General features: G+C 61.7%; 22 protein-coding genes and 1 tRNA gene. 13 read left to right on the plus strand and 10 right to left on the minus strand.

What is annotated here, in order from left to right; translation table 11 throughout:
* Positions 1-38: 38 nt before the first annotated feature.
* Positions 39-965, minus strand: coding sequence for an ornithine carbamoyltransferase (argF, locus tag CKO11_RS15065; protein WP_223640568.1), 927 nt, complete (start codon positions 963-965; stop codon positions 39-41).
* Between the two features lie 69 nt (positions 966-1,034).
* Positions 1,035-2,216, minus strand: a complete 1,182-nt coding sequence (locus tag CKO11_RS15070; RefSeq protein ID WP_223640570.1) for an aspartate aminotransferase family protein — start codon at positions 2,214-2,216, stop codon at positions 1,035-1,037.
* A 329-nt stretch (positions 2,217-2,545) separates the two neighbouring features.
* Between CKO11_RS15070 and CKO11_RS15075 the strand changes: the two genes are divergently transcribed.
* The 6 genes from CKO11_RS15075 (at position 2,546) to CKO11_RS15100 (ending at position 9,942) form a co-directional block, all read left to right on the plus strand.
* A complete protein-coding gene (locus CKO11_RS15075; protein WP_223640614.1) occupies positions 2,546-4,507 on the plus strand; it encodes a heme lyase CcmF/NrfE family subunit in 1,962 nt (653 codons plus the stop codon).
* Positions 4,508-4,510: 3 nt separating this feature from the next.
* Positions 4,511-4,963: a cytochrome c-type biogenesis protein gene (locus CKO11_RS15080; RefSeq protein ID WP_223640572.1), complete on the plus strand. Its 453-nt coding sequence runs from the start codon at positions 4,511-4,513 to the stop codon at positions 4,961-4,963.
* A 130-nt stretch (positions 4,964-5,093) separates the two neighbouring features.
* Complete coding sequence (locus CKO11_RS15085) at positions 5,094-5,870, plus strand: enoyl-CoA hydratase-related protein (protein WP_223640574.1); 777 nt, start codon at positions 5,094-5,096, stop codon at positions 5,868-5,870.
* A 49-nt stretch (positions 5,871-5,919) separates the two neighbouring features.
* Positions 5,920-6,005, plus strand: a tRNA-Leu gene (locus tag CKO11_RS15090).
* 100 nt (positions 6,006-6,105) lie between these two features.
* The gene (locus tag CKO11_RS15095) at positions 6,106-7,893 is read left to right on the plus strand and encodes an ABC transporter transmembrane domain-containing protein (RefSeq protein ID WP_223640576.1); all 1,788 of its coding nucleotides are present in this window, start codon (positions 6,106-6,108) and stop codon (positions 7,891-7,893) included.
* A gap of 156 nt (positions 7,894-8,049) precedes the next feature.
* Entirely contained in the window at positions 8,050-9,942 is a 1,893-nt protein-coding gene (locus tag CKO11_RS15100; RefSeq protein WP_223640578.1) for an acyl-CoA synthetase, read from the plus strand.
* Positions 9,943-10,134: 192 nt separating this feature from the next.
* Here the strand turns inward: CKO11_RS15100 and ettA are convergent, their stop codons facing one another.
* Positions 10,135-11,790 (minus strand): energy-dependent translational throttle protein EttA, encoded by a 1,656-nt coding sequence (ettA, locus tag CKO11_RS15105; RefSeq protein WP_223640581.1) that lies wholly within the window; start codon positions 11,788-11,790, stop codon positions 10,135-10,137.
* Positions 11,791-11,913: 123 nt separating this feature from the next.
* Between ettA and CKO11_RS15110 the strand changes: the two genes are divergently transcribed.
* Both CKO11_RS15110 and CKO11_RS15115 read left to right on the plus strand, forming a co-directional pair.
* Positions 11,914-12,675, plus strand: a complete 762-nt coding sequence (locus CKO11_RS15110) for a zinc ribbon domain-containing protein (RefSeq protein WP_223640584.1) — start codon at positions 11,914-11,916, stop codon at positions 12,673-12,675.
* 242 nt (positions 12,676-12,917) lie between these two features.
* Positions 12,918-13,334: a hypothetical protein gene (locus CKO11_RS15115; RefSeq protein WP_223640587.1), complete on the plus strand. Its 417-nt coding sequence runs from the start codon at positions 12,918-12,920 to the stop codon at positions 13,332-13,334.
* Between the two features lie 85 nt (positions 13,335-13,419).
* Here CKO11_RS15115 and CKO11_RS15120 read toward each other — a convergent pair whose 3' ends face one another.
* Positions 13,420-14,340 (minus strand): manganese-dependent inorganic pyrophosphatase, encoded by a 921-nt coding sequence (locus tag CKO11_RS15120; protein WP_223640590.1) that lies wholly within the window; start codon positions 14,338-14,340, stop codon positions 13,420-13,422.
* 272 nt (positions 14,341-14,612) lie between these two features.
* Between CKO11_RS15120 and groES the strand changes: the two genes are divergently transcribed.
* Complete coding sequence (gene groES / locus CKO11_RS15125; protein WP_223640592.1) at positions 14,613-14,900, plus strand: co-chaperone GroES; 288 nt, start codon at positions 14,613-14,615, stop codon at positions 14,898-14,900.
* A 46-nt stretch (positions 14,901-14,946) separates the two neighbouring features.
* Positions 14,947-16,599 (plus strand): chaperonin GroEL, encoded by a 1,653-nt coding sequence (gene groL, locus CKO11_RS15130; protein WP_223640594.1) that lies wholly within the window; start codon positions 14,947-14,949, stop codon positions 16,597-16,599.
* Positions 16,600-16,703: 104 nt separating this feature from the next.
* Here the strand turns inward: groL and CKO11_RS15135 are convergent, their stop codons facing one another.
* From CKO11_RS15135 to dgcN, 3 genes are all read right to left on the minus strand, one after another.
* Positions 16,704-17,564, minus strand: coding sequence for a D-amino-acid transaminase (locus tag CKO11_RS15135; protein ID WP_223640596.1), 861 nt, complete (start codon positions 17,562-17,564; stop codon positions 16,704-16,706).
* 13 nt (positions 17,565-17,577) lie between these two features.
* On the minus strand, positions 17,578-18,540 hold the full coding sequence (gene dgcA / locus CKO11_RS15140; protein ID WP_223640598.1) for an N-acetyl-D-Glu racemase DgcA: 963 nt from the start codon (positions 18,538-18,540) through the stop codon (positions 17,578-17,580).
* 62 nt (positions 18,541-18,602) lie between these two features.
* Entirely contained in the window at positions 18,603-19,604 is a 1,002-nt protein-coding gene (dgcN, locus tag CKO11_RS15145; protein WP_223640617.1) for an N-acetyltransferase DgcN, read from the minus strand.
* Positions 19,605-19,885: 281 nt separating this feature from the next.
* Here dgcN and CKO11_RS15150 point away from each other — a divergent pair, with 281 nt between their 5' ends.
* Together CKO11_RS15150 and CKO11_RS15155 are read left to right on the plus strand one after the other, a co-directional pair.
* Positions 19,886-20,842 carry an L-malyl-CoA/beta-methylmalyl-CoA lyase gene (locus CKO11_RS15150; RefSeq protein ID WP_223640600.1) on the plus strand — a complete coding sequence of 319 codons (957 nt, stop codon included), beginning with the start codon at positions 19,886-19,888 and terminating at the stop codon, positions 20,840-20,842.
* 227 nt (positions 20,843-21,069) lie between these two features.
* Positions 21,070-22,032: an acetyl-CoA carboxylase carboxyltransferase subunit alpha gene (locus CKO11_RS15155; protein WP_223640602.1), complete on the plus strand. Its 963-nt coding sequence runs from the start codon at positions 21,070-21,072 to the stop codon at positions 22,030-22,032.
* A gap of 21 nt (positions 22,033-22,053) precedes the next feature.
* On the opposite strand, the gene CKO11_RS15160 is transcribed toward CKO11_RS15155, so the two are convergent.
* From CKO11_RS15160 to CKO11_RS15170, 3 genes are read right to left on the minus strand one after another with little or no spacing between them, the layout of a single operon-like run.
* Positions 22,054-22,785, minus strand: a complete 732-nt coding sequence (locus CKO11_RS15160) for a lysophospholipid acyltransferase family protein (RefSeq protein ID WP_223640604.1) — start codon at positions 22,783-22,785, stop codon at positions 22,054-22,056.
* Complete coding sequence (locus CKO11_RS15165; protein WP_223640607.1) at positions 22,785-23,675, minus strand: cell division protein FtsX; 891 nt, start codon at positions 23,673-23,675, stop codon at positions 22,785-22,787. Before CKO11_RS15165 ends, CKO11_RS15160 begins: the two co-directional genes overlap by 1 nt.
* Complete coding sequence (locus CKO11_RS15170; RefSeq protein WP_223640609.1) at positions 23,675-24,346, minus strand: cell division ATP-binding protein FtsE; 672 nt, start codon at positions 24,344-24,346, stop codon at positions 23,675-23,677. Before CKO11_RS15170 ends, CKO11_RS15165 begins: the two co-directional genes overlap by 1 nt.
* A 106-nt stretch (positions 24,347-24,452) precedes the next feature.
* Between CKO11_RS15170 and CKO11_RS15175 the strand changes: the two genes are divergently transcribed.
* Positions 24,453-25,477: zinc-ribbon domain-containing protein (locus CKO11_RS15175; RefSeq protein ID WP_223640612.1), on the plus strand; the 1,025-nt coding region annotated here is incomplete at its 3' end.

Below are 25,477 nucleotides of genomic sequence, written 5' to 3' on the forward strand. Positions count from 1 at the left end.
CAAACAGGGGGCGAACGCCCCCCGCTGACTGTGTTCGGTTACTTGCCCAAAGCCCAGCGCATGATCGCTTTTTGCGCATGCAGCCGGTTTTCGGCCTCGTCGAAAATCACCGAATGCGGGCCATCCATCACGGCGCTGGTGGCCTCGTCATTGCGGTGCGCGGGCAGGCAATGCATGAACAGGCAATCGGGCTTGGCTTTCGCCATCAGCGCCTCGTTGACCTGATAGGGGCGCAACTGGTTGTGGCGGCGTTCTTTGGCCGATTCGGGGTCATGCATGCTGACCCAAGTATCGGTGACAATCAGATCAGCCCCTTCCACCGCCTTGGCCGGATCGCGTTCGATCGCGACCGTCACCCCTTTCGAGCGGGCAAAATCGACCCATTCGCGCTCTGGATCAAGCTTGGCCGGGCCGGTGAAGGTCAGATCAAAGCCAAACTGCCCCGCCGCATGCAGGAACGAGGCGCAGACATTGTTGCCATCCCCCGACCAGACCACCTTGCGCCCGGCAATCGGGCCGCGATGTTCTTCATAGGTCATGATATCGGCCATGATCTGGCACGGATGGGTGCGGTTCGTCAGCCCGTTGATGACCGGCACAGAGGCATATTCCGCCATCTCCAGAAGCGTTTGTTCTTCGAAGGTGCGGATCATGATCAGATCAACATACCGCGACAGCACCCGTGCGGTATCGGCGATGGTTTCGCCGTGGCCAAGCTGCATTTCCTTGCCCGACAGCACCATCGTCTGCCCGCCCATCTGGCGCACGCCCACATCGAACGAGACGCGCGTCCGGGTCGAGGGTTTTTCGAAGATCAGCGCGACCATGCAGCCATCAAGCGGCTTGTCATCATCGGGCGCGCCTTTCGGGCGGCCGTTACGGGCATTTTTCATCGCACGGGCAGACTCGATCATCGCGCGCAGTTCTGCCGGGTCGGTGGTGTGGATATCGAGGAAATGGGTCATTTTTCTTTCCTTTCGGGAAAGCCGGGGACGCAGCCCCCGGGCCCCCGGGATATTTGGGCCCAATCGCCGTCAGGCCGGGTTATGTTGGATTTCTGAAGCGGCAGCATCAAGACGGCGCACCGCCTCGGCCATATCCTCTTCGGTGATGGTGAGCGCGGGCAAAAGCCGCAGCACGTTATCGGCGGCGGGCACGGTCAGCAGCTTTTGCGCATAGGCCGCCTGCACCACCTCCACCGGGGCGGGTTTACACTTCAGCCCCAGCATCAGCCCTTGGCCGCGCACTTCGGTGAAGATGTCGGGATGGGCGGCCACCAGCCCCTCAAGCCGCTGCCGCAAGAAGGACGCCTTGCGGCTGACCTCTTCCATAAAACCATCGGCGGTGACGATCTCCATCACCTTGGCGCCAATCGCGCAGCCCAACGGATTACCGCCATAAGTGGAGCCATGCGTGCCCGCCCCCATGCCCGAGGCCGCGTTTTCGGTGGCCAGCACCGCGCCCAGCGGGAAACCGCCGCCGATCCCCTTGGCCACCATCATCACATCGGGGGTCACACCCGCCCATTCATGCGCGAATAGCCGCCCGGTGCGGGCCACGCCGCACTGCACCTCGTCAAAGACCAAAAGCGTGCCGGTTTCATCGCAGATCTCGCGCAAAGCTTTGAGAAACGCGTCGGAGGCCGGGCGAATGCCGCCTTCGCCTTGGATGGGTTCGATCAAAATCGCGGCGGTCTTTTCGGTCACCGCCGCCTTTACAGCGTCAAGATCATCCCACGGCAGATGCACGAAACCCTCAAGCAAGGGGCCAAAGCCTTTGACCATCTTTTCCGATCCCGCCGCCGCAATCGCGGCAGAGGACCGGCCGTGGAAAGCGCCGGCAAAAGTCAAAATCTCGACCCGCTCGGGGGCGCCATTTTCATACCAGTATTTGCGCACCATCTTCACCGCCAACTCACAGGCCTCGGTGCCCGAATTGGTGAAAAAGACGGTATCGGCGAAGGTGTGCGCCACCAAAAGATCGGCCAGCTTTTGCTGTTCGGGGATCTGGTAAAGGTTCGAGACGTGCCAAAGCTTGCCCGCCTGCTCGGTCAGCGTCTCCACCAGTTGCGGCGCGGCATGGCCCAAAGCATTGACCGCGATCCCTGCGCCCAGATCCAAGTATCGGCTGCCATCCGCCGCCTCAAGCCAAGAGCCTTCGCCTTTTACAAAGGCAAGGGGCGCGCGCGAATAGGTCGGCAGGATGGAAGCGATCATGTCATGCTCCGAAAATGGAAGGCCAAGGCGTGCAACGGCGCAGGCGCGCTGTCAACGGCTTCGGGCCTTTAGGGACGGTTTTATGGCAGGGATGTGGCACGCAGCCACAGCAGATCAGACGTCAGGCGCTAAAGCGGCGACGTCGCGAACGGGCGATATGAGCGGTCCGTGTGATCATGCGATGCGCTTAACGCCCGCTTGCCGCGCTGTCAAAGGCTTTGATCGGTGCTCTTCACGGTTTCGGGAAAGGTGCATCAAAAATGCGCATCCCGCTTGGCCCGCGCGGCGCGCGCCCCTATGATCCGCCCGACTTGAGGAGGACCCGCCGGATGATCGTCGAAACCGGGCATTTCGCCCTGATCCTCGCGCTGTTTGTGGCGCTGGTGCAAACCACCGTGCCCTTGGTCGGCGCGCACAAGGGCTGGAGCGGCTGGATGGCGGTCGCGGCCCCGGCGGCGCTGGCGCAGTTTCTGCTGATCGCGGCGGCCTTCGGCGCGCTGACCTATGCCTTTGTGACCTCGGATTTTTCGCTGCAACTGGTCTATGCCAATTCGCATACCGACAAGCCGATGCTTTATAAGATTTCGGGGGTTTGGGGGAACCACGAAGGGTCAATGCTCTTATGGGTGCTGATCCTTGCCCTTTTCGGCGCGGCGGCGGCGGCTTTTGGCGGGGCGCTGCCCGAACGGCTGCGCGCACGGGTGATCGCGGTGCAAGGCTCGATCGGGCTCGCCTTTTTGGCCTTTATCATCTTCACGTCGAACCCGTTCATCCGGCTGATTGACGTGCCGTTCAACGGGCGCGACATGAACCCGCTGCTGCAAGACCCCGGTCTCGCCTTCCACCCGCCGTTCCTGTACCTTGGCTATGTGGGGCTGAGCATGGCGTTTTCCTTTGCCGTGGCCGCGCTGATCGAAGGCCGGGTGGATGCCGCATGGGCACGCTGGGTGCGGCCGTGGACGCTGGCGGCCTGGATCTTTCTGACCATCGGCATCGCGCTTGGCTCTTGGTGGGCTTACTATGAGTTGGGCTGGGGCGGGTTCTGGTTTTGGGACCCGGTCGAGAATGCCTCTTTCATGCCATGGCTGCTGGCAGCCGCACTTTTGCATTCCGCCATTGTCGTCGAAAAGCGCGAGGCGCTGAAAAGCTGGACGATCCTGTTGGCGATCATGGCCTTTGGCTTTAGCCTGATCGGCACCTTCTTGGTGCGCTCGGGCGTGATTTCCTCGGTCCACAGCTTTGCCAATGACCCCGAACGCGGCGTGTTCATTTTGATGATCCTTGCCGTGTTCACCGGCGGTGCGCTGACGCTTTATGCCGCCCGCGCGGGTGACATGCAGGCCAAGGGCATCTTTTCCATGGTCAGCCGCGAATCCGCGCTGGTGATGAACAACATCCTGCTGGCGGTTTCGGCGCTTGTCGTGTTCACCGGCACCGTCTGGCCGCTGGTGGCAGAGCTGTTTTGGGACCGCAAACTTTCGGTCGGCGCGCCGTTCTTCGAAAAGGCCTTCACCCCCTTCATGGTGGCTTTGGCGGTATTGTTGCCGATTGGTGCGATGATGCCATGGAAACGGGCGAACCTGTCGCGGCTGATCCGTCCGCTTTTGCCTGCGGCGATCTTGTCGCTGGCGGTGATGGCCTTGGTCTGGACGATGGCAACCGGGCGCCCGGTTCTGGCGCTTGTCTCGGCGGGATTGGGCGCTTGGCTGATCTTTGGGGCTTTGGCCGAAATTTGGCAGCGCGCGGGCCGCAAACCCGCCCGGATCGCCCGCCTGCCGCGCGCCGATTGGGGCAAGGCGCTCGCCCATGGGGGCCTTGGCATCGTGATCGCCGGGATTGGGCTTTTGATGGCCGGTCAGGTGGAAGATATTCGCGTCGCCAAAGCGGGCGAAAGCTTCACCGTCGCGGGCTACACGATCACGCTGGTGGGGGTGGATACCGTGCCGGGGCCGAACTATTCTTCGCAACAGGCTACGATGGAAGTGCGCGTAGGGGACAAACTGGTGACCACGCTGCATCCGGAAAAACGCATCTATCCGGTGCAGGCTATGCCCACGACCGAAGCCGATATCGACAATGGCTTTTGGCGTGATGTCTATCTGGTGATTGGCGATCCGCAAGAGGGCGGCGGCTGGGCCGTGCGCACCTATATCAAGCCGTTCGCGAACTGGATCTGGGCGGGCTGTCTGATCATGTCGTTTGGCGGGTTGCTGAGCCTGACCGACCGACGCTATCGCGTGGCCGCCGGTGCACGCAAAACCGCCCCCCTCAAAGCTGTGCCTGCGGAGTAAGCCATGCTCAAACGCCTTCTTCTTCTGTGCTTGCTTGCCGCCCCAGCCTATGCGGTGCAGCCCGATGAGGTTCTGCCCGATGCCGAGCTGGAGGCGCGCGCGCGGCAGATTTCGCAAGTGCTGCGCTGCCCGGTCTGCCAAGGCGAGAATATCGACGAATCGAATGCCTCGGTCTCGCGCGATTTGCGGCTCGCGGTGCGCGAGCGGCTGGTGGCGGGCGATAGCGACGCGCAGGTGATCGACTATATCAAGGACCGGTTCGGGGAATATGTGCTCTTTGAGCCCGAACGCACCGGGGCCAACTTGATCCTTTATTGGATGGGGCCGGGGGTGCTGGTGATCGCTTTGGGGGGCGTGTTCTTCTGGCTGCGCTCACGCCGCAAAGAGGAAATGCCCGCCGCTGTAGCGCTAAGCGCCGAGGAAGAGGCACGGCTGAAAGAACTATTGCAGGACTAAGCAGCGCCCTTTGCCCGGAACAGCCGCTTTAGCGGCCCGGGCAGCGCCCGACCGCCTCCTAACCGTGACGCGGGGTTTCGCTTTGCCGCGTCTCTCCGCCGGGGCAAACTGACCGCAAAGGGAGGCGCCAATGCAGTTTGAAACGATCCGCTATGACCTAACAGATGCGCTGGCGGTGATCACGCTTGACCGCCCCGAGGTGATGAATGCGCTCAACACCCAGATGCGCGCGGAAATCACGCAAGCAGTGGCGCAAGCGGCGGATGCGGCGCGCGCGGTGGTGCTGACGGGCACGGGGCGCGCTTTTTGCTCCGGTCAGGATTTGACCGATGACGCGACGCTGACCGGCCCGGACCTAGAGCGGATTTTGCGCGAAGAATATGAGCCGATGCTGGCCGCGATCACAGATTGCCCGGTGCCGGTGATCGCCGCTGTGAATGGCGCGGCAGCAGGTGCGGGGGCGAACCTTGCGCTGGCGGCGGATGTAGTGATCGCCGCGCATTCTGCGGCTTTCATGCAGGCCTTTACCCGGATCGGGCTGATGCCCGACGCGGGCGGCACTTGGGTCTTGCCGCGGCAGGTGGGGCTTGCCCGCGCCATGGGCCTCGCGCTTTTTGCCGACAAGGTCAGCGCCGAAGACGCCGCCCGCATGGGGATGATTTGGGAAGCCGTGCCCGATGTCGATTTCGACCATCATTGGCGCGCCCGCGCCGCGCATCTGGCCAAAGGCCCGACCAAGGCGTTCAAGGCGGTGAAACGCGCGCTGCGGAGCAGTTTCGACCATGACCTGCCCGCCCAGCTTACACGAGAGGCGCAATTGCAAGGCCAGCTTGGCGATACCGACGATTTCCAAGAGGGCGTCGCGGCCTTCCGCGACAAACGCGCCCCCGGCTTCACCGGGCGTTAAGCGCAGACCCGCTTGCCCCCACGCCGCCCGCGCGCTAGGCAAGGCGCACGCGGGCGTGGCGGAATGGTAGACGCATGGGACTTAAACTCCCTGGGAGGTGACTCCGTGCCGGTTCAAGTCCGGCCGCCCGCACCACCTTCTTCACAGCTTCGTGCGGGCTTTGGCTGACCCGACAAGAGCCTTGCCCTGTGGGCTTGCGGCTCCTAAACGGGATCAAACGCATCAGGGAGAGCCCATGGCCCGCAGACCGCAAGCCCCGCTGGAAGACCGCCCCAAGACCAAGCGCGTTGGCGGGCTTAGGGGCCTTGGCCCGTTTCTTGTTCCCTATAAGCTCTTGGCCGCCGCCACATTGGCCGCACTGGTCGCCACGGCCTGCGTGACGCTGATCTTGCCGGTCGCGGTGCGCCGCGTGGTCGACAGCTTTCAATCGGGCGGCGAGTTGCTGGATGAGTATTTTCTGGCCGCCCATATCATCGCCGCGCTTTTGGCGGCGGGCACCGCATTGCGCTATTGGCTTGTGTCGCGCTTTGGCGAACGGGTCGTCGCCGATATCCGCAAGGCGGTGTTTGACCGGGTGATTGGCCTTTCACCAGCCTTTTACGAACGCGTGCTGACCGGCGAGATCATCTCGCGCATCACCACCGATACCACGCTGATCCAATCGCTGATCGGCTCTTCGGTCTCGGTGGCACTGCGCAACCTGCTGATCTTGATCGGCGGCATCTTCATGCTGCTTTTGACCTCGGCCAAGCTGACAGGGCTTGTGTTGCTGATCGTGCCCTTCGTGGTGGTGCCAATCATCGTCATGGGGCGGCGGCTCCGGCAATTGAGCCGCGAAAACCAAGACTGGATCGCCTCGTCTTCCGGCGCGGCCTCGGAAGCGCTGATTTCGGTGCAAACCGTGCAGGCCTTTACCCATGAGCCGCGCACCCGCGCGGAATTTTCAACCGTCACCGAAAAGGCCTTTGCCGTTGCCTCGGCCCGGATCACCATGCGCGCGGTGATGACCGCATTGGTGATTTTTCTGGTCTTTGCCGGCATCGTTGGCGTGCTGTGGATCGGCGCGCGCGATGTGCGCGAAGGCGCGATGTCGATCGGCGAATTGGTGCAATTCGTGATCTATGCGGTGATGGTCTCGGCCGCCGTTGGCGCGCTAAGCGAAATCTGGGGCGAGCTGTTGCGCGCGGCAGGCGCGACAGAGCGGCTGGTGGAACTTCTCAATTCAGAGGATTCGGTGCAAGATCCCGCCGATCCTCAAGCCCTGCCGATGCCCGCCAAAGGTGCCATCACCTTTGAAAACGTGACGTTCCACTATCCGTCGCGCCCAGAAATGTCGGCGCTGCGCGCGGTGAACCTGACCATTGAACCGGGCGAAACGGTTGCCCTTGTCGGCCCTTCGGGCGCGGGCAAAACCACGATCATCCAGATGATCTTGCGCTTTTACGATCCGGAAACCGGGCGCGTCATGCTGGACGGGCACGATCTACGCAGCCTCAAACGCGCCGATTTCCGCCGTGCCTTGGCGTTGGTGCCGCAAGATCCGGTGATCTTTGCCACCACGGCGCGCGAAAACATCCGCTTTGGCCGCCCCGAGGCCACCGATGCCGAGGTGGAAGAGGCCGCACGCGCCGCGCATGCCTATGACTTCCTGATGGCCTTGCCCGAGGGCTTTGACACCTATGTGGGCGAGCGTGGGGTGATGCTGTCGGGGGGGCAAAAGCAGCGCATTGCCATTGCTCGCGCGATCTTGCGCGATGCCCCGGTGCTGCTGTTGGACGAGGCCACCTCGGCCCTTGACGCCGCATCTGAGCGCGCGGTGCAAGCCGCCTTTGACGAAATGCGCGCGGATCGCACCACGCTGATTGTGGCGCACCGGCTGGCTACGGTGAAAAAGGCCGATCGGATCGTGGTCTTCGATCAAGGCGAGATCGTCGCCCAAGGCACGCATGAAGCGCTGGTGGCGGAGGGCGGCCTTTACGCGCGCCTGGCCCGGTTGCAATTCACCCAAGGCGGGATCGAGTAACACCCTGCCAGATCGCGCAAACCCGCACGGGACTTTCGCGGCGTCACCAGGTGATTACGTGACGTTTTGCCACCCATCGCCCTTGCTCAAATGCTCGTTTTTCCGGCATTCTGGGTTCAAGGTCCGCGGAGGAACGGGCCGGGGAGGACGACATTCATGACCGAGACTTTCGCTACCGTGGCCGACCGTGACCGCGTCGAACAGCAGATGCCCTGGGAAGAGCGTGACCGGGCGCTGACGATGTATGATTTCCTGACCCGCGTCAAAGACCGCCATGGCACCCGCCCCGCGCTGACCTTTCAGATCACCTCCGGCCCCAAGGACCATGCGGTGACTTGGACCTGGGATCAGGTCCATGCCCGCGTGACACAGGCCGCCAACCTTTTGCGCAGCCTTGGCGTGCAAGAAGACGACACCGTCGCCTATCTGCTGCCCAATTGCCTTGAAACGGCGGTGGTCTTGCTGGGCGGCTCGGTCGCGGGGATCGTGAACCCGATCAACCCGCTTTTGGAGGCCGAGCAGATCGCCGCGATCTTGCGCGAGACCAAGGCCAAGGTGCTGGTCACACTCAAAAGCTTCCCCAAGACCGATGTGGCGCAAAAGGCCGCCGAGGCGGTGAAACATGCCCCCAATGTGAAGGTCGTGCTAGAGGTCGATCTGAACCGCTACCTGACCGGGGCAAAAAAGCTGATCGTGCCCTTTTTGCGGCCGAAAACGCATCTCAAGCATCACGCCGACAATTATTGCTTCAACATCGCCTGCGATGGCATGCCCGCTGATCGCCTGATCTTTGAGGATGCCAAAGCCGACCGCGTCGCCGCTTATTTCCACACCGGCGGCACCACCGGCATGCCCAAGGTCGCGCAGCACAAATATTCGGGCATGGTCTATAATGGCTGGCTCGGCGGCACGCTGTTGTTCGACTACAAGGATGTGATGATCTGCCCCTTGCCGCTGTTTCACGTTTTCGCGGCCTATCCGATCTTGATGTCGGCCATCGCCTCGGGCGCGCATGTCGTGTTCCCCACCCCGGCGGGCTATCGCGGCGAGGGCGTGTTCGACAATTTCTGGAAGCTGGTCGAGCGCTGGCAGGTCACCTTTCTGATCTCGGTCCCCACCGCCATCGCCGCGCTGATGCAACGCAAGGTCGATGCGGATATTTCCAGCCTGCGCACGGCAATTTCGGGGTCCGCGCCCCTGCCAATTGAGCTTTACAACCGCTTCAAAGACGCCACAGGGGTCGAAATCTGCGAGGGCTACGGGCTGACCGAGGCAACCTGTCTTGTCGCGGTGAACCCGGTCGATGGGGTGAAAAAGGTGGGTTCGGTGGGCCTGCCCCTGCCCTATTCCCATGTCCGCATCCTGCGCCAGACCGATACCGGCTTTGACGAATGCGGCACCGATGAGGTGGGCGAGATTTGCGTGGCCAACCCCGGCGTGTTTGAAGGCTCCACCTATACCGAGGTGGACAAGAACCACGATCTTTTTGCCGAAGACCGCTTTTTGCGCACCGGCGATCTGGGCCGGCTCGACCCCGATGGCTATCTGTGGATCACCGGGCGCGCCAAGGATCTGATCATTCGCGGCGGCCACAACATCGACCCCGCCGAAATTGAAGAGGCGCTGCTGAGCCACCCGGCGGTCAGCTTTGCGGGGGCAATCGGCCAGCCCGATGCCTTTGCCGGGGAATTGCCCTGCGTCTATCTGGAACTGATGGATGGCGCGCGCGTCGAAATCGACGAATTGGCCGCCCATGCCAAGCGCCATATACACGAACGCGCCGCGATCCCGAAACATATCGAGGTTCTGGACGAATTGCCCAAAACCGCCGTGGGCAAGATCTTCAAGCCCGAGCTACGCAAACGCGCCATCACCCGGGTGCTGAACATGGCCTTGGCCGAGGGGGAGGTGGCCGCCCATGTGGTGGCCGTGGTCGAAGACAAAAAGCGCGGCCTTGTCGCGCAACTGGCCACCACCGGCACGTTGGACGAGGCGAAGCTGCGCCACGTTTTGGGGCAATTCACCGTGCCGTGGGATTGGGCGGAGTGAGGGAGGCAGGCGCGAACTATCGCATCGCCCTTCGGCTTAGGCAGGTTCACAAGTCGGTCAGCGCCCAACGATCCAGAAGCGGAATACCAATCCTGATCATCAGGTTTGTTCCTTTGCTAATCTTCTCACCCAAAAGCACAAAGGCCGCGAAGGATTCCCCTCGCGGCCTTTGGAATTGCGTGAGATCAGTGCTTACCGGCTGAACTTCTTATACTTCACCCGCTTGGGCTCGACCGCATCGGGGCCGAGGCGGCGGATTTTGTCTTCTTCGTAATCTTCGAAGTTACCCTCAAAGAATTCGACATGCGCCTCGCCTTCAAAGGCGAGGATGTGGGTGCACAGACGGTCAAGGAAGAAGCGGTCGTGGCTGATGATGATCGCGCAGCCCGCGAAATCTTCGATCGCCGCTTCCAGCGCTTGCAGGGTTTCCACGTCCAAATCGTTGGTCGGTTCGTCCAGCAGCAGCACGTTGCCGCCGGATTTCAGCAGTTTCGCCATATGGACGCGGTTGCGTTCCCCGCCCGACAGCAGGCCCACTTTCTTTTGCTGATCGCCGCCCTTGAAGTTGAAGGCCCCGCAATAGGCGCGGCTGTTCACCTGCGCATCGCCAAGTTCGATCAACTCGGCCCCGCCGGAAATTTCTTCCCAAACGGTTTTATCGGCATCCAGCGCATCGCGCGACTGATCCACATAGGCCAGCTTCACCGTATCACCATAGGTGATTTCGCCCGCATCGGGCGTTTCTTGCCCGGTGATCATGCGGAAGAGCGTGGATTTACCGGCACCGTTCGGCCCGATCACGCCCACAATCGCGCCGGGCGGGATGGAGAAGGCCAGATCCTCGATCAACTGGCGGTCATTGTAGTGCTTGGCCAGACCTTCGACCTCGATCACCTTGCCGCCAAGGCGCGGGCCGTTCGGAATGATGATCTGCGCGGTCGAAATCCGGTCGCGCTCGGATTGGTCAGCCATTTTCTCATAGGCCGAGATACGCGCTTTCGATTTCGCCTGACGCGCCTTCGCCCCGGCGCGGATCCACTCAAGCTCTTTCGCCAGCACTTTTTGCTTCGCTTTATCCTCGCGGCTTTCTTGCTCAAGGCGTTTGGCTTTTTGCTCCAGCCAGCTCGAATAGTTGCCCTCGTAGGGGATGCCCCGGCCGCGATCGAGTTCCAAAATCCAGCCGGTGATGTCATCCAGGAAATACCGGTCGTGGGTGACGATCAGGATCGTGCCTTTGTATTCGATCAGATGCTTTTGCAGCCAAGCGATGGTTTCGGCGTCAAGGTGGTTGGTCGGTTCGTCGAGCAGCAGCATGTCGGGCGCTTCAAGCAGCAGCTTGCACAGCGCGATCCGGCGGCGTTCGCCGCCCGAAAGGGTGGCAACATTGGCCTCATCGGGCGGGCAGCGCAGAGCCTCCATCGCCACATCGATCTGGCTGTCGAGATCCCACAGGTTCTCGCTGTCGATCTCATCTTGAAGCTGCGCCATTTCCTCGGCGGTTTCGTCCGAATAGTTCATGGCCAGTTCGTTGTAGCGCGCCAGTTTGGCGGTCTTTTCCGCCACGCCCAGCATGACGTTTTCGCGCACCGACAGGTTTTCATCCAGTTGCGGCTCTTGCGGCAGATAGCCAACCTTGGCGCCTTTGGCGGCCCAAGCCTCGCCCGAAAATTCCTTGTCGATCCCCGCCATGATACGCAGCAGCGTCGATTTACCCGCGCCGTTAACGCCGACAACACCGATCTTCACCCCGGGCAGGAAGTTCAGGCGGATGTTTTCGAAGCATTTCTTGCCACCCGGATAGGTCTTGGAGACGCCATCCATGTGGTAGACATATTGATAGGAAGCCATGCACGCACCTTTGGGAATGAGGGTTTGGTGGCTAGATAGGGGAAATGGTCCCTCGGGGAAAGGGGCGGAAAGGCGCAGTTGGCAAGGGCGCGTGCGTGTTTTAGCCTGCCTTCAGAGGTGGACATGCTGAAAACGCTACGAAAACTCTATTTCGGCAATTCGAAGGGCGCGCATGCGTTTCGCTATGGGCTTTTGGCCTTCGACATTGTGACGGTGATCTTCGTGATCACCACCTCTTTCTTTCCGCATACCCGGCCGGTCGAGATTGCCGATGCCGTCATCGGCGTGGTGATCGTGACCGATTTTCTTGCGCGCTTCATTATCGAGCCGCGCAAATTCATGTTCTGGACGCGCTTTTCCACATGGGCGGATCTTGTGGCGCTGGTTTCCTTTCTTGCGCCCATCGCCGGGGAAAGCTTTGGCTTCCTGCGTGTCTTGCGCACGCTGCGGCTGTTGCATGCCTACCAGATGCTGAGCCGGTTGCGGCAAGACTTCAAAGCGTTCCGCTGCCATGAAGAGGTGATCTTGGCCGCGATCAACCTGCTTGTGTTCCTGTTCATCATGACCGGGCTGATCTATGCGACACAGTTCCAATCGAATCCGCAAATCCAGAACTACGCCGACGCGCTTTACTTTACCGTCACAACGCTGACGACCACAGGCTTTGGCGACATCACGCTTGAGGGCACCTCGGGGCGGCTTTTGGCCGTGGCGGTGATGATCTTTGGCGTCACGCTGTTCTTGCGGCTGGCGCAGGTGCTGTTTCGCCCCTCGAAGGTCCGATACGAATGCCCGACCTGCGGGCTAAAGCTGCATGATGCCGATGCGGTGCATTGCAAGCACTGCGGCACCATCGTGCATATCGACACCGAAGGCTACAACTAACCCTCTGACCTCTGCGAAACGGCCCCAACCGCGGCACATGCGGCGCTGACGCCGTTATCACGAATGGTTCCGTATACCATCGCTCACAACTGCGCGAAATTGGTTCGCATGCGCACAAGTCCTGGTGTATTTCAGTGAATTCACACAGAAGGCGCACAGGCCTATATCTCCCTCATGACGACGGGACAGCCCGCCGACACCAACCAAAACACTGACAGATATAGAGAAAACGGAGAACCACAATGCGTAACACTTTTGCCCTCGCCGCCGCCGCCCTTGCCCTGAGTGCAGGCTTTGCCAGCGCCGCCGAGCCGAACCAAGGCCTCAAGCAAATCGCCAGCTATCTGGGCGTGGATGCCGGGGCTTACAGCGCGAATGAGCTGCATCAACTGCTGGCCGCGCGTTCGTCCGGCGACCAGTCGACCTATGCCTATCTGCTTGACCGCAACGACCGCAGCAATTCGACCCGCGTTTCGGCTGGCAAAGCGCAGATCGCTGCTCAAGCCGAGCTTGACCCGGCGCAATACACCACTGCGGAACTTATCTTGATTGATCGCGCCCAACGCGAAGGCCGCCAGCAAGATGCGGAATTCTACATCAACCACGAAAACCGCAACGACATCTATCACCCGGTGCCGCGCCGCGGCCGCGACAGCTAAGCGGATAGACACCATCGAAAAAGGGCGGCGCCGGAAGGCGCCGCCCTTAATGCTTTACGGGCCCCAGGCCCACCCGCGCGTGCAATCAGAGCTTCAGCGCCGGGATAATTTGTTTCTTGCGGCTCATCACGCCCGGAAGAACGACGGTGTCGCCCGAAACGGTGCAGCCAAAGCTTGCCTCGGCCATCTGTTTGACCAGATCGTTGGGCACCAAAAGCGTCGCTTCTTCATTCAGAATATCCACGACGAACAGCAGCACCTGATCGGCCCCGTCTTCCTTGGCCACATCGACCATCGACGCCATCAGGCTGTCTTTGCGGTCCAGCACCAGTTTCGGCGCGGTGGTTTCCAGAACCGAAACCCGCAGATCCTTGCCCGCGACAGTGTATTCCTTGCTGTCCATGCGCAGCAGTTCGGCATCAGAGAAGGCCGAAACATCGGATTTCGCCTCGAACATCGCGGTGGCCAATTCGCCCATGTTCACGCCCAGATCGGCGGCCAGCGCTTCGGCCACGGCCTTGTCATGCTCGGTGGTGGTGGGCGAACGGAATTCCAGCGTATCCGACAGGATGCACGACAGCATCGCGCCTTTGATCCCGCGCGGGGCCTTGGCAATCGCACCGCCCATCATGTCATACATGATGGTCGCGGTGCAGGCGAGCGGACGGATCGTGATATCGATCGGGCCTTTGGTTTCCAGCCCGCCAACCAGCTTGTGGTGGTCGATGATCGCGGTGATATCGGCGGCGTTGATGCCCTCGGGCAATTCGGCCGGGTTGTTGGTGTCGACGATCACCACTTTTTCGCCTTCGGCCACCCCCGAGATGATTTCGGGTTTCGGCAGGTTCCAGTGCTTAAGCACGAAGGCTGCCTCGGTATTGGGTTCGCCCAGCAGAACCGGTGTGGCCGGGGTGGCGAGCACTTCGCTCATATACCACGCCCAAGCGATGGGCGAGCCGGTGGAATCAGTGTCGGGGGATTTGTGGCCGAAAACCTTGGTGGTCATGCGTTCCTCGGGAGTTCTGTGGCAGATGGGAAATTTGCGGGCGTTATAGGGGGTGTGGGCTGCCTTGTCACGCCTCGGGCACTGGATTTCGCATGCGCAGCATGGGAATTTTGCAGATGCAGCGCCGCGCCCTGCGTCACAAAAAATCCACAAAATTTTTCATCGGGCGGGTGTTGACAGGTTGGGGGGGCGATGACTAACTCCCCCTCCGTTAGCACTCACAGATGCTGAGTGCTAAAAGCGACAACCTGGAACCTTAGGGAGTGACCCAGATGGCATTCAAACCGCTTCATGACCGCGTGCTGGTCAAGCGTGTGGAGAGCGAAGAAAAAACCAAAGGTGGCCTGATCATCCCCGACTCGGCGAAGGAAAAACCCGCCGAAGGCGAAGTGGTCGCAGTTGGTGAAGGCGCGCGCAAGGATTCGGGCGAACTGATCGCCCCCTCGGTTAAAGTCGGCGACCGGGTGCTGTTCGGCAAATGGTCGGGCACCGAAGTGACGCTCGAAGGCGCCGAGATGCTCATCATGAAGGAATCGGACATCATGGGCATCATCTCGTAATCACGAGAAGACCCTGATTTCCCACGAATTTTGAAGGATTAGGAAAATGGCAGCCAAGGACGTCAAGTTCTCGACCGATGCCCGCGACCGCATGCTCAAGGGTGTCAATATCCTCGCGGACGCTGTGAAGGTGACGCTCGGCCCGAAAGGCCGCAACGTGGTGATCGAAAAGTCGTTCGGTGCGCCGCGCATCACCAAAGACGGCGTGTCGGTGGCCAAAGAAGTCGAACTCTCGGACAAGTTCGAGAACATGGGCGCGCAAATGGTGAAAGAAGTCGCCTCGCGCACCAATGACGAAGCCGGCGACGGCACCACCACCGCCACCGTGCTGGCCCAAGCGATCGTGCGCGAAGGCATGAAAGCCGTTGCCGCTGGCATGAACCCGATGGACCTCAAGCGCGGCATCGATCTGGCCTGCAGCAATGTCGTCGAAGCGATCAAAGCCTCGGCCCGTCCGGTGAAAGACAGCGACGAAGTCGCCCAAGTCGGCACCATCTCGGCCAACGGCGAAGCGCAAATCGGCCGCTTCATCGCGGACGCGATGCAAAAAGTCGGCAACGAAGGTGTGATCACCGTCGAAGAAAACAAAGGCATGGAGACCGAAGTCGAAGTGGTCGAAGGCATGCAATTCGACCGTGGCTACCTGTCGCCCTACTTCGTGACCAACCCCGACAAGATGATCGCGGATCTCGAAGACTGCTACATCCTGCTGCACGAGAAAAAACTCTCCTCGCTGCAACCGATGGTCCCGCTGCTCGAGTCGGTCATCCAATCGACCAAGCCGCTCTTGATCATCGCCGAAGATGTGGAAGGCGAAGCGCTTGCCACCCTCGTGGTCAACAAACTGCGTGGCGGCCTGAAAATCGCTGCCGTCAAAGCCCCGGGCTTCGGTGACCGTCGCAAAGCCATGCTGCAAGACATCGCGATCCTGACCGGCGGCCAAGTGATCTCGGAAGACCTCGGCATGAAGCTTGAGAATGTCACCCTCGACATGCTCGGCACAGCCAAGAAAGTGTCGATCTCGAAAGAGAACACCACGATCGTCGACGGCGCTGGCGACAAAGCGGAAATCGATGCCCGCGTGTCGCAAATCCGCACCCAGATCGAGGAAACCACCTCGGACTACGACCGTGAGAAACTGCAAGAGCGCGTCGCCAAACTGGCGGGCGGTGTTGCGGTGATCCGCGTCGGCGGCATGACCGAAGTCGAAGTGAAAGAGCGCAAAGACCGTGTGGACGATGCCCTGAACGCGACCCGTGCGGCCGTGCAAGAAGGCATCATCGTCGGCGGCGGCGTTTCGCTGGTGCAAGCCGCGAAAAACCTCGACGGTGTCACCGGTGCCAACAGCGACCAAGATGCGGGTATCTCGATCGTGCGTCGCGCGCTCGAAGCGCCGCTGCGTCAGATCGCGGAAAACGCCGGCGTTGACGGTGCCGTTGTGGCGGGCAAAGTGCGTGAAAGCGCCGACACCACCTTTGGCTTCAACGCGCAAACCGAAGAATATGGCGACATGTTCGCCTTCGGTGTGATCGACCCGGCCAAAGTGACCCGCACCGCGCTGGAAGATGCGGCCTCGATCGCGGGCCTGCTGATCACCACCGAATGCATGATCGCCGAAAAGCCGGAGCCGAAATCGGCTGGCGGTGCCCCCGACATGGGCGGCATGGGCGGCATGGGTGGCATGGGCGGCATGATGTAAGCCCATCCCGGCCAGAAAATACGAAGGGCGCCCTGCGGGGCGCCCTTTTGCTTTGGCCTATGGAAAAGAAAAAAGCGCCCGCAACTGCGGGCGCCGGGAGCGCCTTAGACGGCGCGCTTGAGGCTTTCTTCCAGATAGATTTCGCGCAGGCGCGTGGCGACCTTGCCGACCGCGCCACCGCCCACGGCAACACCATCCACTTCGACCACCGGCATCACGAAGGCAGAGGCCGAGGTAAAGAACGCCTCATCGGCCTCTTGCGCCTCGGCGATCGTGTAGGGGCGTTCCTCGATTTCCATTTGCGCCTCGGCGGCATATTTCAAAAGCGAGGCGCGGGTGATCCCATGCAGGATATCGCTCGACAATTGCCGGGTAATGATCTTGTTGCCTTTGACGATATAGGTGTTGTTCGACGAGCCTTCGGTCACAAACCCATCTTCGACAAACCACGCATCGTTTTTGCCTGCCGCTTCGGCCGCCATTTTCGCCATCGACGGATAAAGCAGTTGCACCGTCTTGATATCGCGGCGATGCCAGCGCAGATCGGGCAGCGAAATCACCTTGATGCCGGTTTTGGCCTTCGGATCATTGGCAAGGTTCGGCTTCGCTTGAGTGTAAAGCACCACGGTCGGCGGCGTGCCCTCGGGCGGGTAATGGAAGTCGCGGTCCCCCGCATTGCCGCGGCTGACTTGCAGATAAACCAGCCCTTCGTCGATATTGTTGCGCGCCACCAATTCATGGTGGATCGCCAGCCACTCCTCGCGCGTAAGCGCGCAGGTCATTTCCAGCTCCCGCATCGAGCGTTCAAGGCGGTTCATATGGCCTTCGAATTCTAGGATCTTGCCGCCCAGAACCGAGGTCACCTCATAGACCGCGTCGCCCATCACGAACCCACGGTCGAAGATCGAAATCTTCGCCTCTTCCTCGGGCATATACTCGCCATTCAGGTAAACGATCCGGCTCATCGCGCTCTCCTTGTCAGCCCCATAGCTCCCGCTCGGGGGGGTAAACCTTGCCGTCCGCAAATGTCAGCGGGCTTTCGCGGTCTTGCGCCAGCAAAAGCGGCCCGTCAAGGTCGGTATAGGCGGCGCCCTGCGCCACCAGCGTCGCAGGAGCCATCGCAAGGCTGGAGCCCACCATGCAACCGACCATCACGCCATAGCCTTCTGCCAACGCTTGCTTGCGCAGCGCCAACGCCTCGGTCAGGCCACCGGTCTTGTCGAGCTTGATGTTCACAAGATCGTATTTGCCCTTCAAATGGTAAAGGCTTTTGCGGTCATGACAGCTTTCGTCGGCGCACACCGGCACCGGACGTTCCAACCCCAAAAGCGCATCATCCTCGGCCGCAGGCAAAGGCTGTTCGACCAGCGCCACGCCAAGACGCACAAGATGCGGCGCCAGATCGGCGTAAATCTCGGCGCTCCAGCCCTCGTTCGCATCGATCACGATCTTTGCCTTGGGCGCCCCGGCGCGCACGGCCTCCAGCCGGGGCATGTCATCGGGCGTGCCCAGCTTGATTTTTAGGATCGGGCGGTCGGCATGTTTGGCCGCCGCCGCGCGCATTTCTTCGGGTGGGGCCAGCGACAACGTATAGCAGGTGACCTCTGGCCCCGGCGCGGGCAGACCCGCCAATTCCCAAACGCGCCGCCCCGAGGTTTTCGCCTCAAGATCCCAAAGCGCGCAATCCACCGCATTGCGCGCCGCACCGGGCGGCAGCGCAAAGCGCAGATCGGCCCGGCTGATGCCGCGCGGCAGGCCCGCGATCTGCGCGCGCACGCTTTCAAGGCTTTCACCATACCGTGCATAGGGCACGCATTCGCCCCGGCCCGTCACACCATTGCGCGTCACCCGCACCGTCAGCACCTTCGCCTCGGTGCGCGAGCCGCGTGAAATCGTGAAAACTTCGGCCAACCGGAATGTATCGGCAGTCACGGAGAGCATGCACCCCGTCCTTTCTTTATTGTCCCTCATGGGCCGGGCCACCCCAAGCCGCGCACAGGGTTTCAGATCGCGGCGAGCGCGTCCACCAGCTTCGCGGCCCCAAAACGGAACGGGTCGGTCGTGGGCAGGCCCATCTGGTCTTGCACCTGCGCGACATAGGCTTGCGCCTCGGCCTCGGGCATATTCTGGGTATTGATCGCGATACCGACCACCTGACAGGCAGGGTTTGCCACCCGCGCAATTTGCAGCGCCAGATCGCGCAAGCTATCCAGCCCCGGCAAGCTGTAGCCCGGCAGGCCCCGCATATGGCTGCGCGTCGGTTCGTGGCACAAGATCAGCGCGTCGGGCTGGCCGCCGTGAATGAGCGCCATCGTGACCCCCGAATAGCTGACATGGAACAGGCTGCCCTGCCCCTCGATCAGGTCCCAGTGATCGGGGTCATTGTCCGGCGTCAGCCACTCGACCGAGCCGGCCATGAAATCGGCAATCACTGCATCCAGCGGCACCCCATCGCCAGTGATCAAAATCCCGGTCTGTCCGGTGGCACGGAAATCGGCCTTCATTCCGCGCGCGCGCATCTCGCGCTCCATGCAAAGCGCGGTATACATCTTGCCGACCGAACAATCGGTGCCCACCGCCAAAACCCGCTTGCCGCTGCGCTTCACGCCCGTTGCAATCGGATAATCGACCTCGGGCACACGGACATCATGCAGCGACCGGCCGCAGGCTTCGGCCACCGCCACCAGATCCGGCTCGTCGCGCAGCAGGTTGTGCAGGCCGGACGCCAGATCGAACCCCTCTTCCAAGGCCGCGACCAGAACCTTTTTCCAAGCCGGCGAAATGATCCCGCCGCGGTTTGCCACGCCGATCACCAGCGTCTTACAGCCTGCCGCTTTGGCCTCGGCCAAAGTCATATCGGTCAGGCCCAGATCGGCCTTGCAGCCCTCCATCCGGAACTGGCCCAAAGCAAATTCGGGACGCCAATCCTTGATCCCCTGCGCCACTTTCGTGGCCAATTGGTCAGGCGCATCGCCAAGGAACAACAGATAAGGGGTCTCGATCAGCGACATGGCTAGCTCCGCAAGGTTGTAGGTGGTGGTGCGCCAAAGATTGCCGGTTCGGCGCCAAATTTCCTTAGAAACTTGCGACAGTTTAGGGCGATTTGGGCATATTTCTTGCGCATTTGACAAGTTTGACCGAAGAAACGTGCAAGTTTTTACGCTGCTGCAAAATGCATCACTCTTCACGGCGAAAGATTCTGCACCTGCAAAATAACCTTGCATCTGGGCGCGCAACATTATACCGAAAACGCAACAGAACACGAAACATACTTGCCGAGGGAAACATGAGCTTCCGCGTCCAGCCCGCCGCCCCTGCCCGCCCCAACCGTTGTCAATTGTTCGGCCCCGGCTCGCGCCCGGCGATCTTCGAGAAAATGGCGGCTTCGGCGGCGGATGTGATCAACCTCGACCTAGAGGATTCGGTTGCCCCCGACGACAAGGCGCAAGCGCGCCGCAATATCATTGAAGCCTCGCACAACGTCGACTGGAATACCAAATATCTTTCGGTGCGGATCAACGGCCTTGATACCCCCTATTGGTATCGCGACGTGGTCGAACTGTTGGAAGAGGGCTCCGAACGGATCGACCAGATCATGATCCCGAAAGTGGGCTGCGCGGCCGATGTCTATGCCGTGGATGCGCTGGTCACCGCGATCGAGGCCGCCAAAGGGCGCACGAAACGTATCAGCCTTGAGGTGATCATCGAATCGGCGGCGGGTATTGCCCATGTCGAAGAAATTGCCGCCTCGTCCCCCCGCCTGCAGGCGATGAGCCTTGGCGCGGCGGACTTTGCCGCCTCGATGGGGATGGCGACGACCGGCATCGGCGGCACGCAAGAAAACTACTATATGCTGCGCGAAGGCGTGAAGCATTGGGCCGACCCGTGGCACTGGGCGCAAGCGGCGATCGTCGCCGCCTGCCGCACGCATGGCATTTTGCCGGTCGACGGCCCGTTCGGTGATTTCTCGGATGATGAAGGCTTCCGCGCGCAGGCGCTGCGCTCGGCCACCTTGGGCATGGTTGGCAAATGGGCGATCCATCCCAAACAGGTGGCACTAGCCAATGAAGTCTTCACCCCGTCGGAAGACGCCGTGGCCGAAGCGCGCGAAATTCTGGCCGCGATGGAAAAGGCCAAAGCCGAAGGCGCAGGGGCAACCGTCTACAAGGGGCGCCTTGTCGATATTGCCTCCATTCGGCAGGCAGAAGTTATTGTCAGACAGTCTGAAATGATTAAAGCTTAAGCGCGATGTAAACGATTCGTGACGCGAATCGGTTCAGATCCCGGAGCGGCAGGGAGGGGAGGCCCGGCTGCATGAGGGAACAGGAACGCCCCGGTCGGTCGGCCGGGGCGTTTCGGTTGACACCGATTGCCGCAGCCCTTGCCCCCAGCCTTGCGCTAACCTCGGCGTCAGTTGCAAATCCTCAAAAGCGCAGTCATATAAGCGCAGACTGCGTCACGGAGGGGCTGATGACCACCTATCTCGAGTTCGAAAAACCGCTCGCCGAAATCGAAGGCAAGGCGGAGGAATTGCGCGCAATGGCGCGGGCGAACCCGGGGATGGACGTCGAAAAGGAAGCCGCCGCGCTGGACAAGAAGGCGGCGCAGATGCTGACCGACCTTTACAAAGACCTGACGCCTTGGCGCAAATGTCAGGTCGCGCGCCATCCCGACCGCCCGCATTGCCGTGACTATATCGATGCGCTGTTCACCGAATACACGCCCTTGGCGGGCGACCGGAACTTTGCCGATGACCATGCGGTGATGGGCGGGCTTGCCCGGTTTGACGACCGCCCGGTGATGGTGATCGGCCATGAAAAGGGTCACGATACCGCTAGCCGCATCACCCATAACTTTGGCATGGCGCGGCCCGAGGGGTATCGCAAAGCGATCCGCTTGATGGATATGGCCGATCGGTTCAACCTGCCCGTCGTGACGTTGGTTGACACCCCCGGCGCCTATCCCGGTAAGGGCGCGGAAGAACGTGGTCAGGCCGAGGCGATTGCCCGCTCGACCGAGCAATGCCTGAAGCTGGGCGTGCCGCTGATTTCGGTGATCATCGGCGAGGGGGGGTCAGGTGGTGCGGTGGCCTTTGCCACGGCGAACCGGATCGCGATGCTGGAACATTCGGTCTATTCGGTGATTTCACCCGAAGGCTGCGCCTCGATCTTGTGGAAAGATGCCGAGAAAATGCGCGAAGCGGCAGAGGCGTTGCGGCTGACGGCGCAAGACCTCAAGAAGCTGGGCGTCATCGACCGGATCATCCCCGAGCCTAAAGGCGGCGCTCAGCGCGACCGCGCCGGGACGATTGCCGCCGTCGGTGCCGAAATCGGCAAGATGCTGGACGAGCTTTCGGGCAAGAAACGCGCGGGCCTCATTTCGGACCGGCGCAAGAAGTTCATCGAAATGGGCTCCAAAGGGCTGGCGGCGTAAGGCGCCGCCCTAAGCCCCCGATTACGCGACCTTGAACCCCGCCTCGGCCATCAACCGGTCCGAGGCGGTTTCTATATCGGCCTCGATAAGCTTCATATACTCGCCAATCTCCAACCCCGGCGCGATCTCGGGCAGGAATTCCACCACGGCCACCCCTGGCTTGCGCAAGATGCCATGACGCGGCCAGAACACGCCAACATTGGTCGCGGCAGGCACACAGGCCAGCCCCAAATCGGTGTAAAGTGCGCCCGCGCCAATCTTGTAGGGCTTCTTAGCCCCTGCAGCGACACGCGTGCCTTGCGCAAAGATCACCAATTGCCCGCCCGCGAACCGGGCATTCTTGGCCTGCGCCAGCATTGCCTTGATCGCCGCGCCCCGCTTGCCGCGATCAACCGGGATGCAACCGATCAAATAGGCATACCAGCCCACGAACGGGGTCCAGACCAGCTCCTTTTTCATGATGAACTTGCCCCGCGGAATAGCGGCATAGATCATCAAAATATCAAGGAAGCTTTGGTGCTTGGCGGCAATCAGCACATCACCTTTGGGCACCGCGCCCCGGATTTCGGTCTTCAGCCCGACGATCCAGCCCGCAGTCCAGCAGACCCATTTGCAATAGCCCCGGCAGACATGGATCGCACCGCGGCGCCCGCCCAGCAGCGCATAAGGCAGCCCAAAAATCGCGAAAACGGGCAGCATCAGATACATCTGCAAGATGAACAGGATGGAGCGCAGGTATTGAAGGACGATCATCAGCGAATTCCCTTGAGCATGCGCAAAGCCGCGGCGCGTGTTGCGCCGTAGGCCACTACCGCAGCCAAGACCGGAAGCGCAAGCGGCCAAAGCCAGCCGGTGCCGGTGAAACCCAGCCCGGTTAAAAACCCCCCCGCCGCATCGGCGGCGGGCAAAAGCGCCACCGCCCCCATGCCAAATCCCGTGCCCAGAGCCGCGCCCATGAAACCACGCTGGGTGAAACGGCGCACGAAAGCGCGCGCAATGAACGCATCCTGTGCGCCGACCAACCGCAAAGTGCGGATCACCTGCCCATTCGCCGCCAAGGCGGCCTGTGCGGCCAAGGTGATCATGCCCGCCATCGCCCCGCCGATCAGCACCAGCGACAACCAACCAAGCCAGCGCAGTTTTTCAGCCGCCGCAACCAACGGGCGCCGCCAGCGGGTGTGGTCGTCAAAAACCGCGCCCGGAGCCTCGGCGGCCAGCCGCAGCCGCAGCCCCTCGGCATCGACGCCTTGTTCGGTTTCGACCAGTTCGACCAATTGCGGCAGCGGCAGTGCCTCTACCGGCAAATCCGGGCCGAACCACGGATCAAGCAGATCGCGCATTTCGTCATCTTCCAGAGGGCGATAGCTTTGCACCCCCGGTGTTGTCGCCAAAGCATCCAAAACCGCGCGGGTCTGCACCTCCATTTGCTCGGGCGGGGCCGAAATGCGGATCGTGGCTGAACGCGCCAAAGCATCGGCCCAACGATCCGCGAGCCGCCCGGAGGCCAGCGACAAGGCCAGCGCGAACACGGCCAAAAACGCCATGGCCGCCGCCGTCAGAACCGTCAGGTTGGCGGTAAACCCGGTGGGCGGCACCACCCGATCCGCGGCCGAGAGTTCACGAGAAAACGGATTGAGCCGCATCACAAATCCGCCCCAGCCAGTTGCAAGCGCCGGTTTGCGATCCGCAGCACCCGCGCAGAGACCTGTGCCTTGGCCTGCCGGATCAGGTTAAGATCATGCGTGGCGATCAGCACCGTTTTGCCCATCTTATTCAATTCGACCAGCAGGTTGAGCAGGCGCAACGACATCTCCCAATCCAGGTTTCCGGTCGGTTCATCGGCCAAGATCACCTCGGGCGACATGATGATGGCACGGGCCAGGGCAGCGCGTTGCCGTTCCCCGCCCGAAAGCTGCGGCGGCAGCGCGTTCATTTGCGCCTTCAACCCGACCCAAGCCAGAAGCTGCACCAGTTCGCGCCCATCGATCGGCTTGCCCGCAACGGTCAGGGGCAGCGCCACATTTTCCGCCACAGACAGGTGATCGAGGAACTGGCAATCTTGGTGCACCACACCGATGCGCTGGCGCATCTGGGCAATGTCATCGCGCCCCATCGTGCGCACATCCTGCCCATAAAGGCCCAGAAAGCCCGCCGAGGGCAGCAATTCCGCATAGCACAGTTTTAAAAAGGTGGTCTTTCCCGCGCCCGAGGGCCCGGTCAGAAAGTGGAACGACCCCGGCACGAGCTTAAGCGACATCTCTGCCAACAACTCGGTTCCGCCGTACCCGACGGCGACATCTTGCAGCTCGATCACTGCGGGCCCCTTCCTGTGGCTTTTGTTGCCCAATGCGCGCAAATATAAGCAAACGCTTGGAGTTTTTCATCCGGCTTGCTACAACATATATAAAGAAAATGCCAGAATGGCGAAGGCAGGGCGAGGCTGGGACCAGATGCGGTTGATCTGTCCGAGATGCGGGGCACAGTATGAGGTGGATGACTCTGTCATCCCCGAAGCAGGGCGCGATGTGCAATGCTCGGGCTGCGGCCAGACATGGTTTCAACCCAGCGCACAGATGATCGCCGCCGAAGAGGCGCGCAGCGAGGCTGCGGGACCGGCCTCTGGCGGATTGGACGTCAGCGAAGACGGAGCCACAGCGGCGCCTGAACCTGCCCCGGAACCTGTTGCGCAAGACCCGGCGCCAGCAGAACCGGAAGCGGCCCCTGACACGCCAGAACCCGTGCCCGATCCCATCCCCGAGACGCAGATTTTCGAAAGCGCGGCAACCCCGGAAGAGGCCGCAGACGCTGTGGATTGGAGCGACCCGATCCACGAGGTGGAGGATACCGAGCCCGAACCTGCCGAACTGGCCCCGGTGACCGCCGCGCTAACGCCGCGCCGCACCACACCGGAAACTGAACCGGCCCCCGGCCCGGCCGATGACGCGGACACCGACGAAGCCATCGCCGAGCTGATGCAAGAGGCCGGCCCAGAACCGAAGCCAGAGCCGGACCTGCCGCCCGAACCGGTGGCGGAGCCAGAGCCCGCCCCCCCCGCGCCGGAACATGCGGAAGAGACCCCCTCGCCCTATGACGATATGGGGTTTGAACCAACGGCGCGCGGAGACCGCACCGACATCGGCCCCGCGCCGCGCGTCGGCGTGGTGCCGCGCCGGGCTTTGGACGAGAACCTGCTGGCGATCTTGCGCGAGGAGGCCGAGCGCGAGGCCGCCGCGCGCCAGGCCGAGAGCGAGACGCTGGAAACGCAAGAGGAAATGAACCTCTCGCCCCAGACGCAAACGCCGCCAGAAATGGCGCCAGAGCCCAAAACACCTGCGGCAGAGGCCACCCCCGAACCGCCGCCCGAGCAGCGAAAACCCACGCCGCGCCCCGAAGCGATTGCGGAAATGCCCAAGCCGCCCCGGCGGCCTGTCCCCCCCCCTCGCGC

Origin of the sequence: Rhodobacter sp. TJ_12 (assembly GCF_020023995.1) — a bacterium.
GTDB lineage: Bacteria > Pseudomonadota > Alphaproteobacteria > Rhodobacterales > Rhodobacteraceae > Rhodobacter.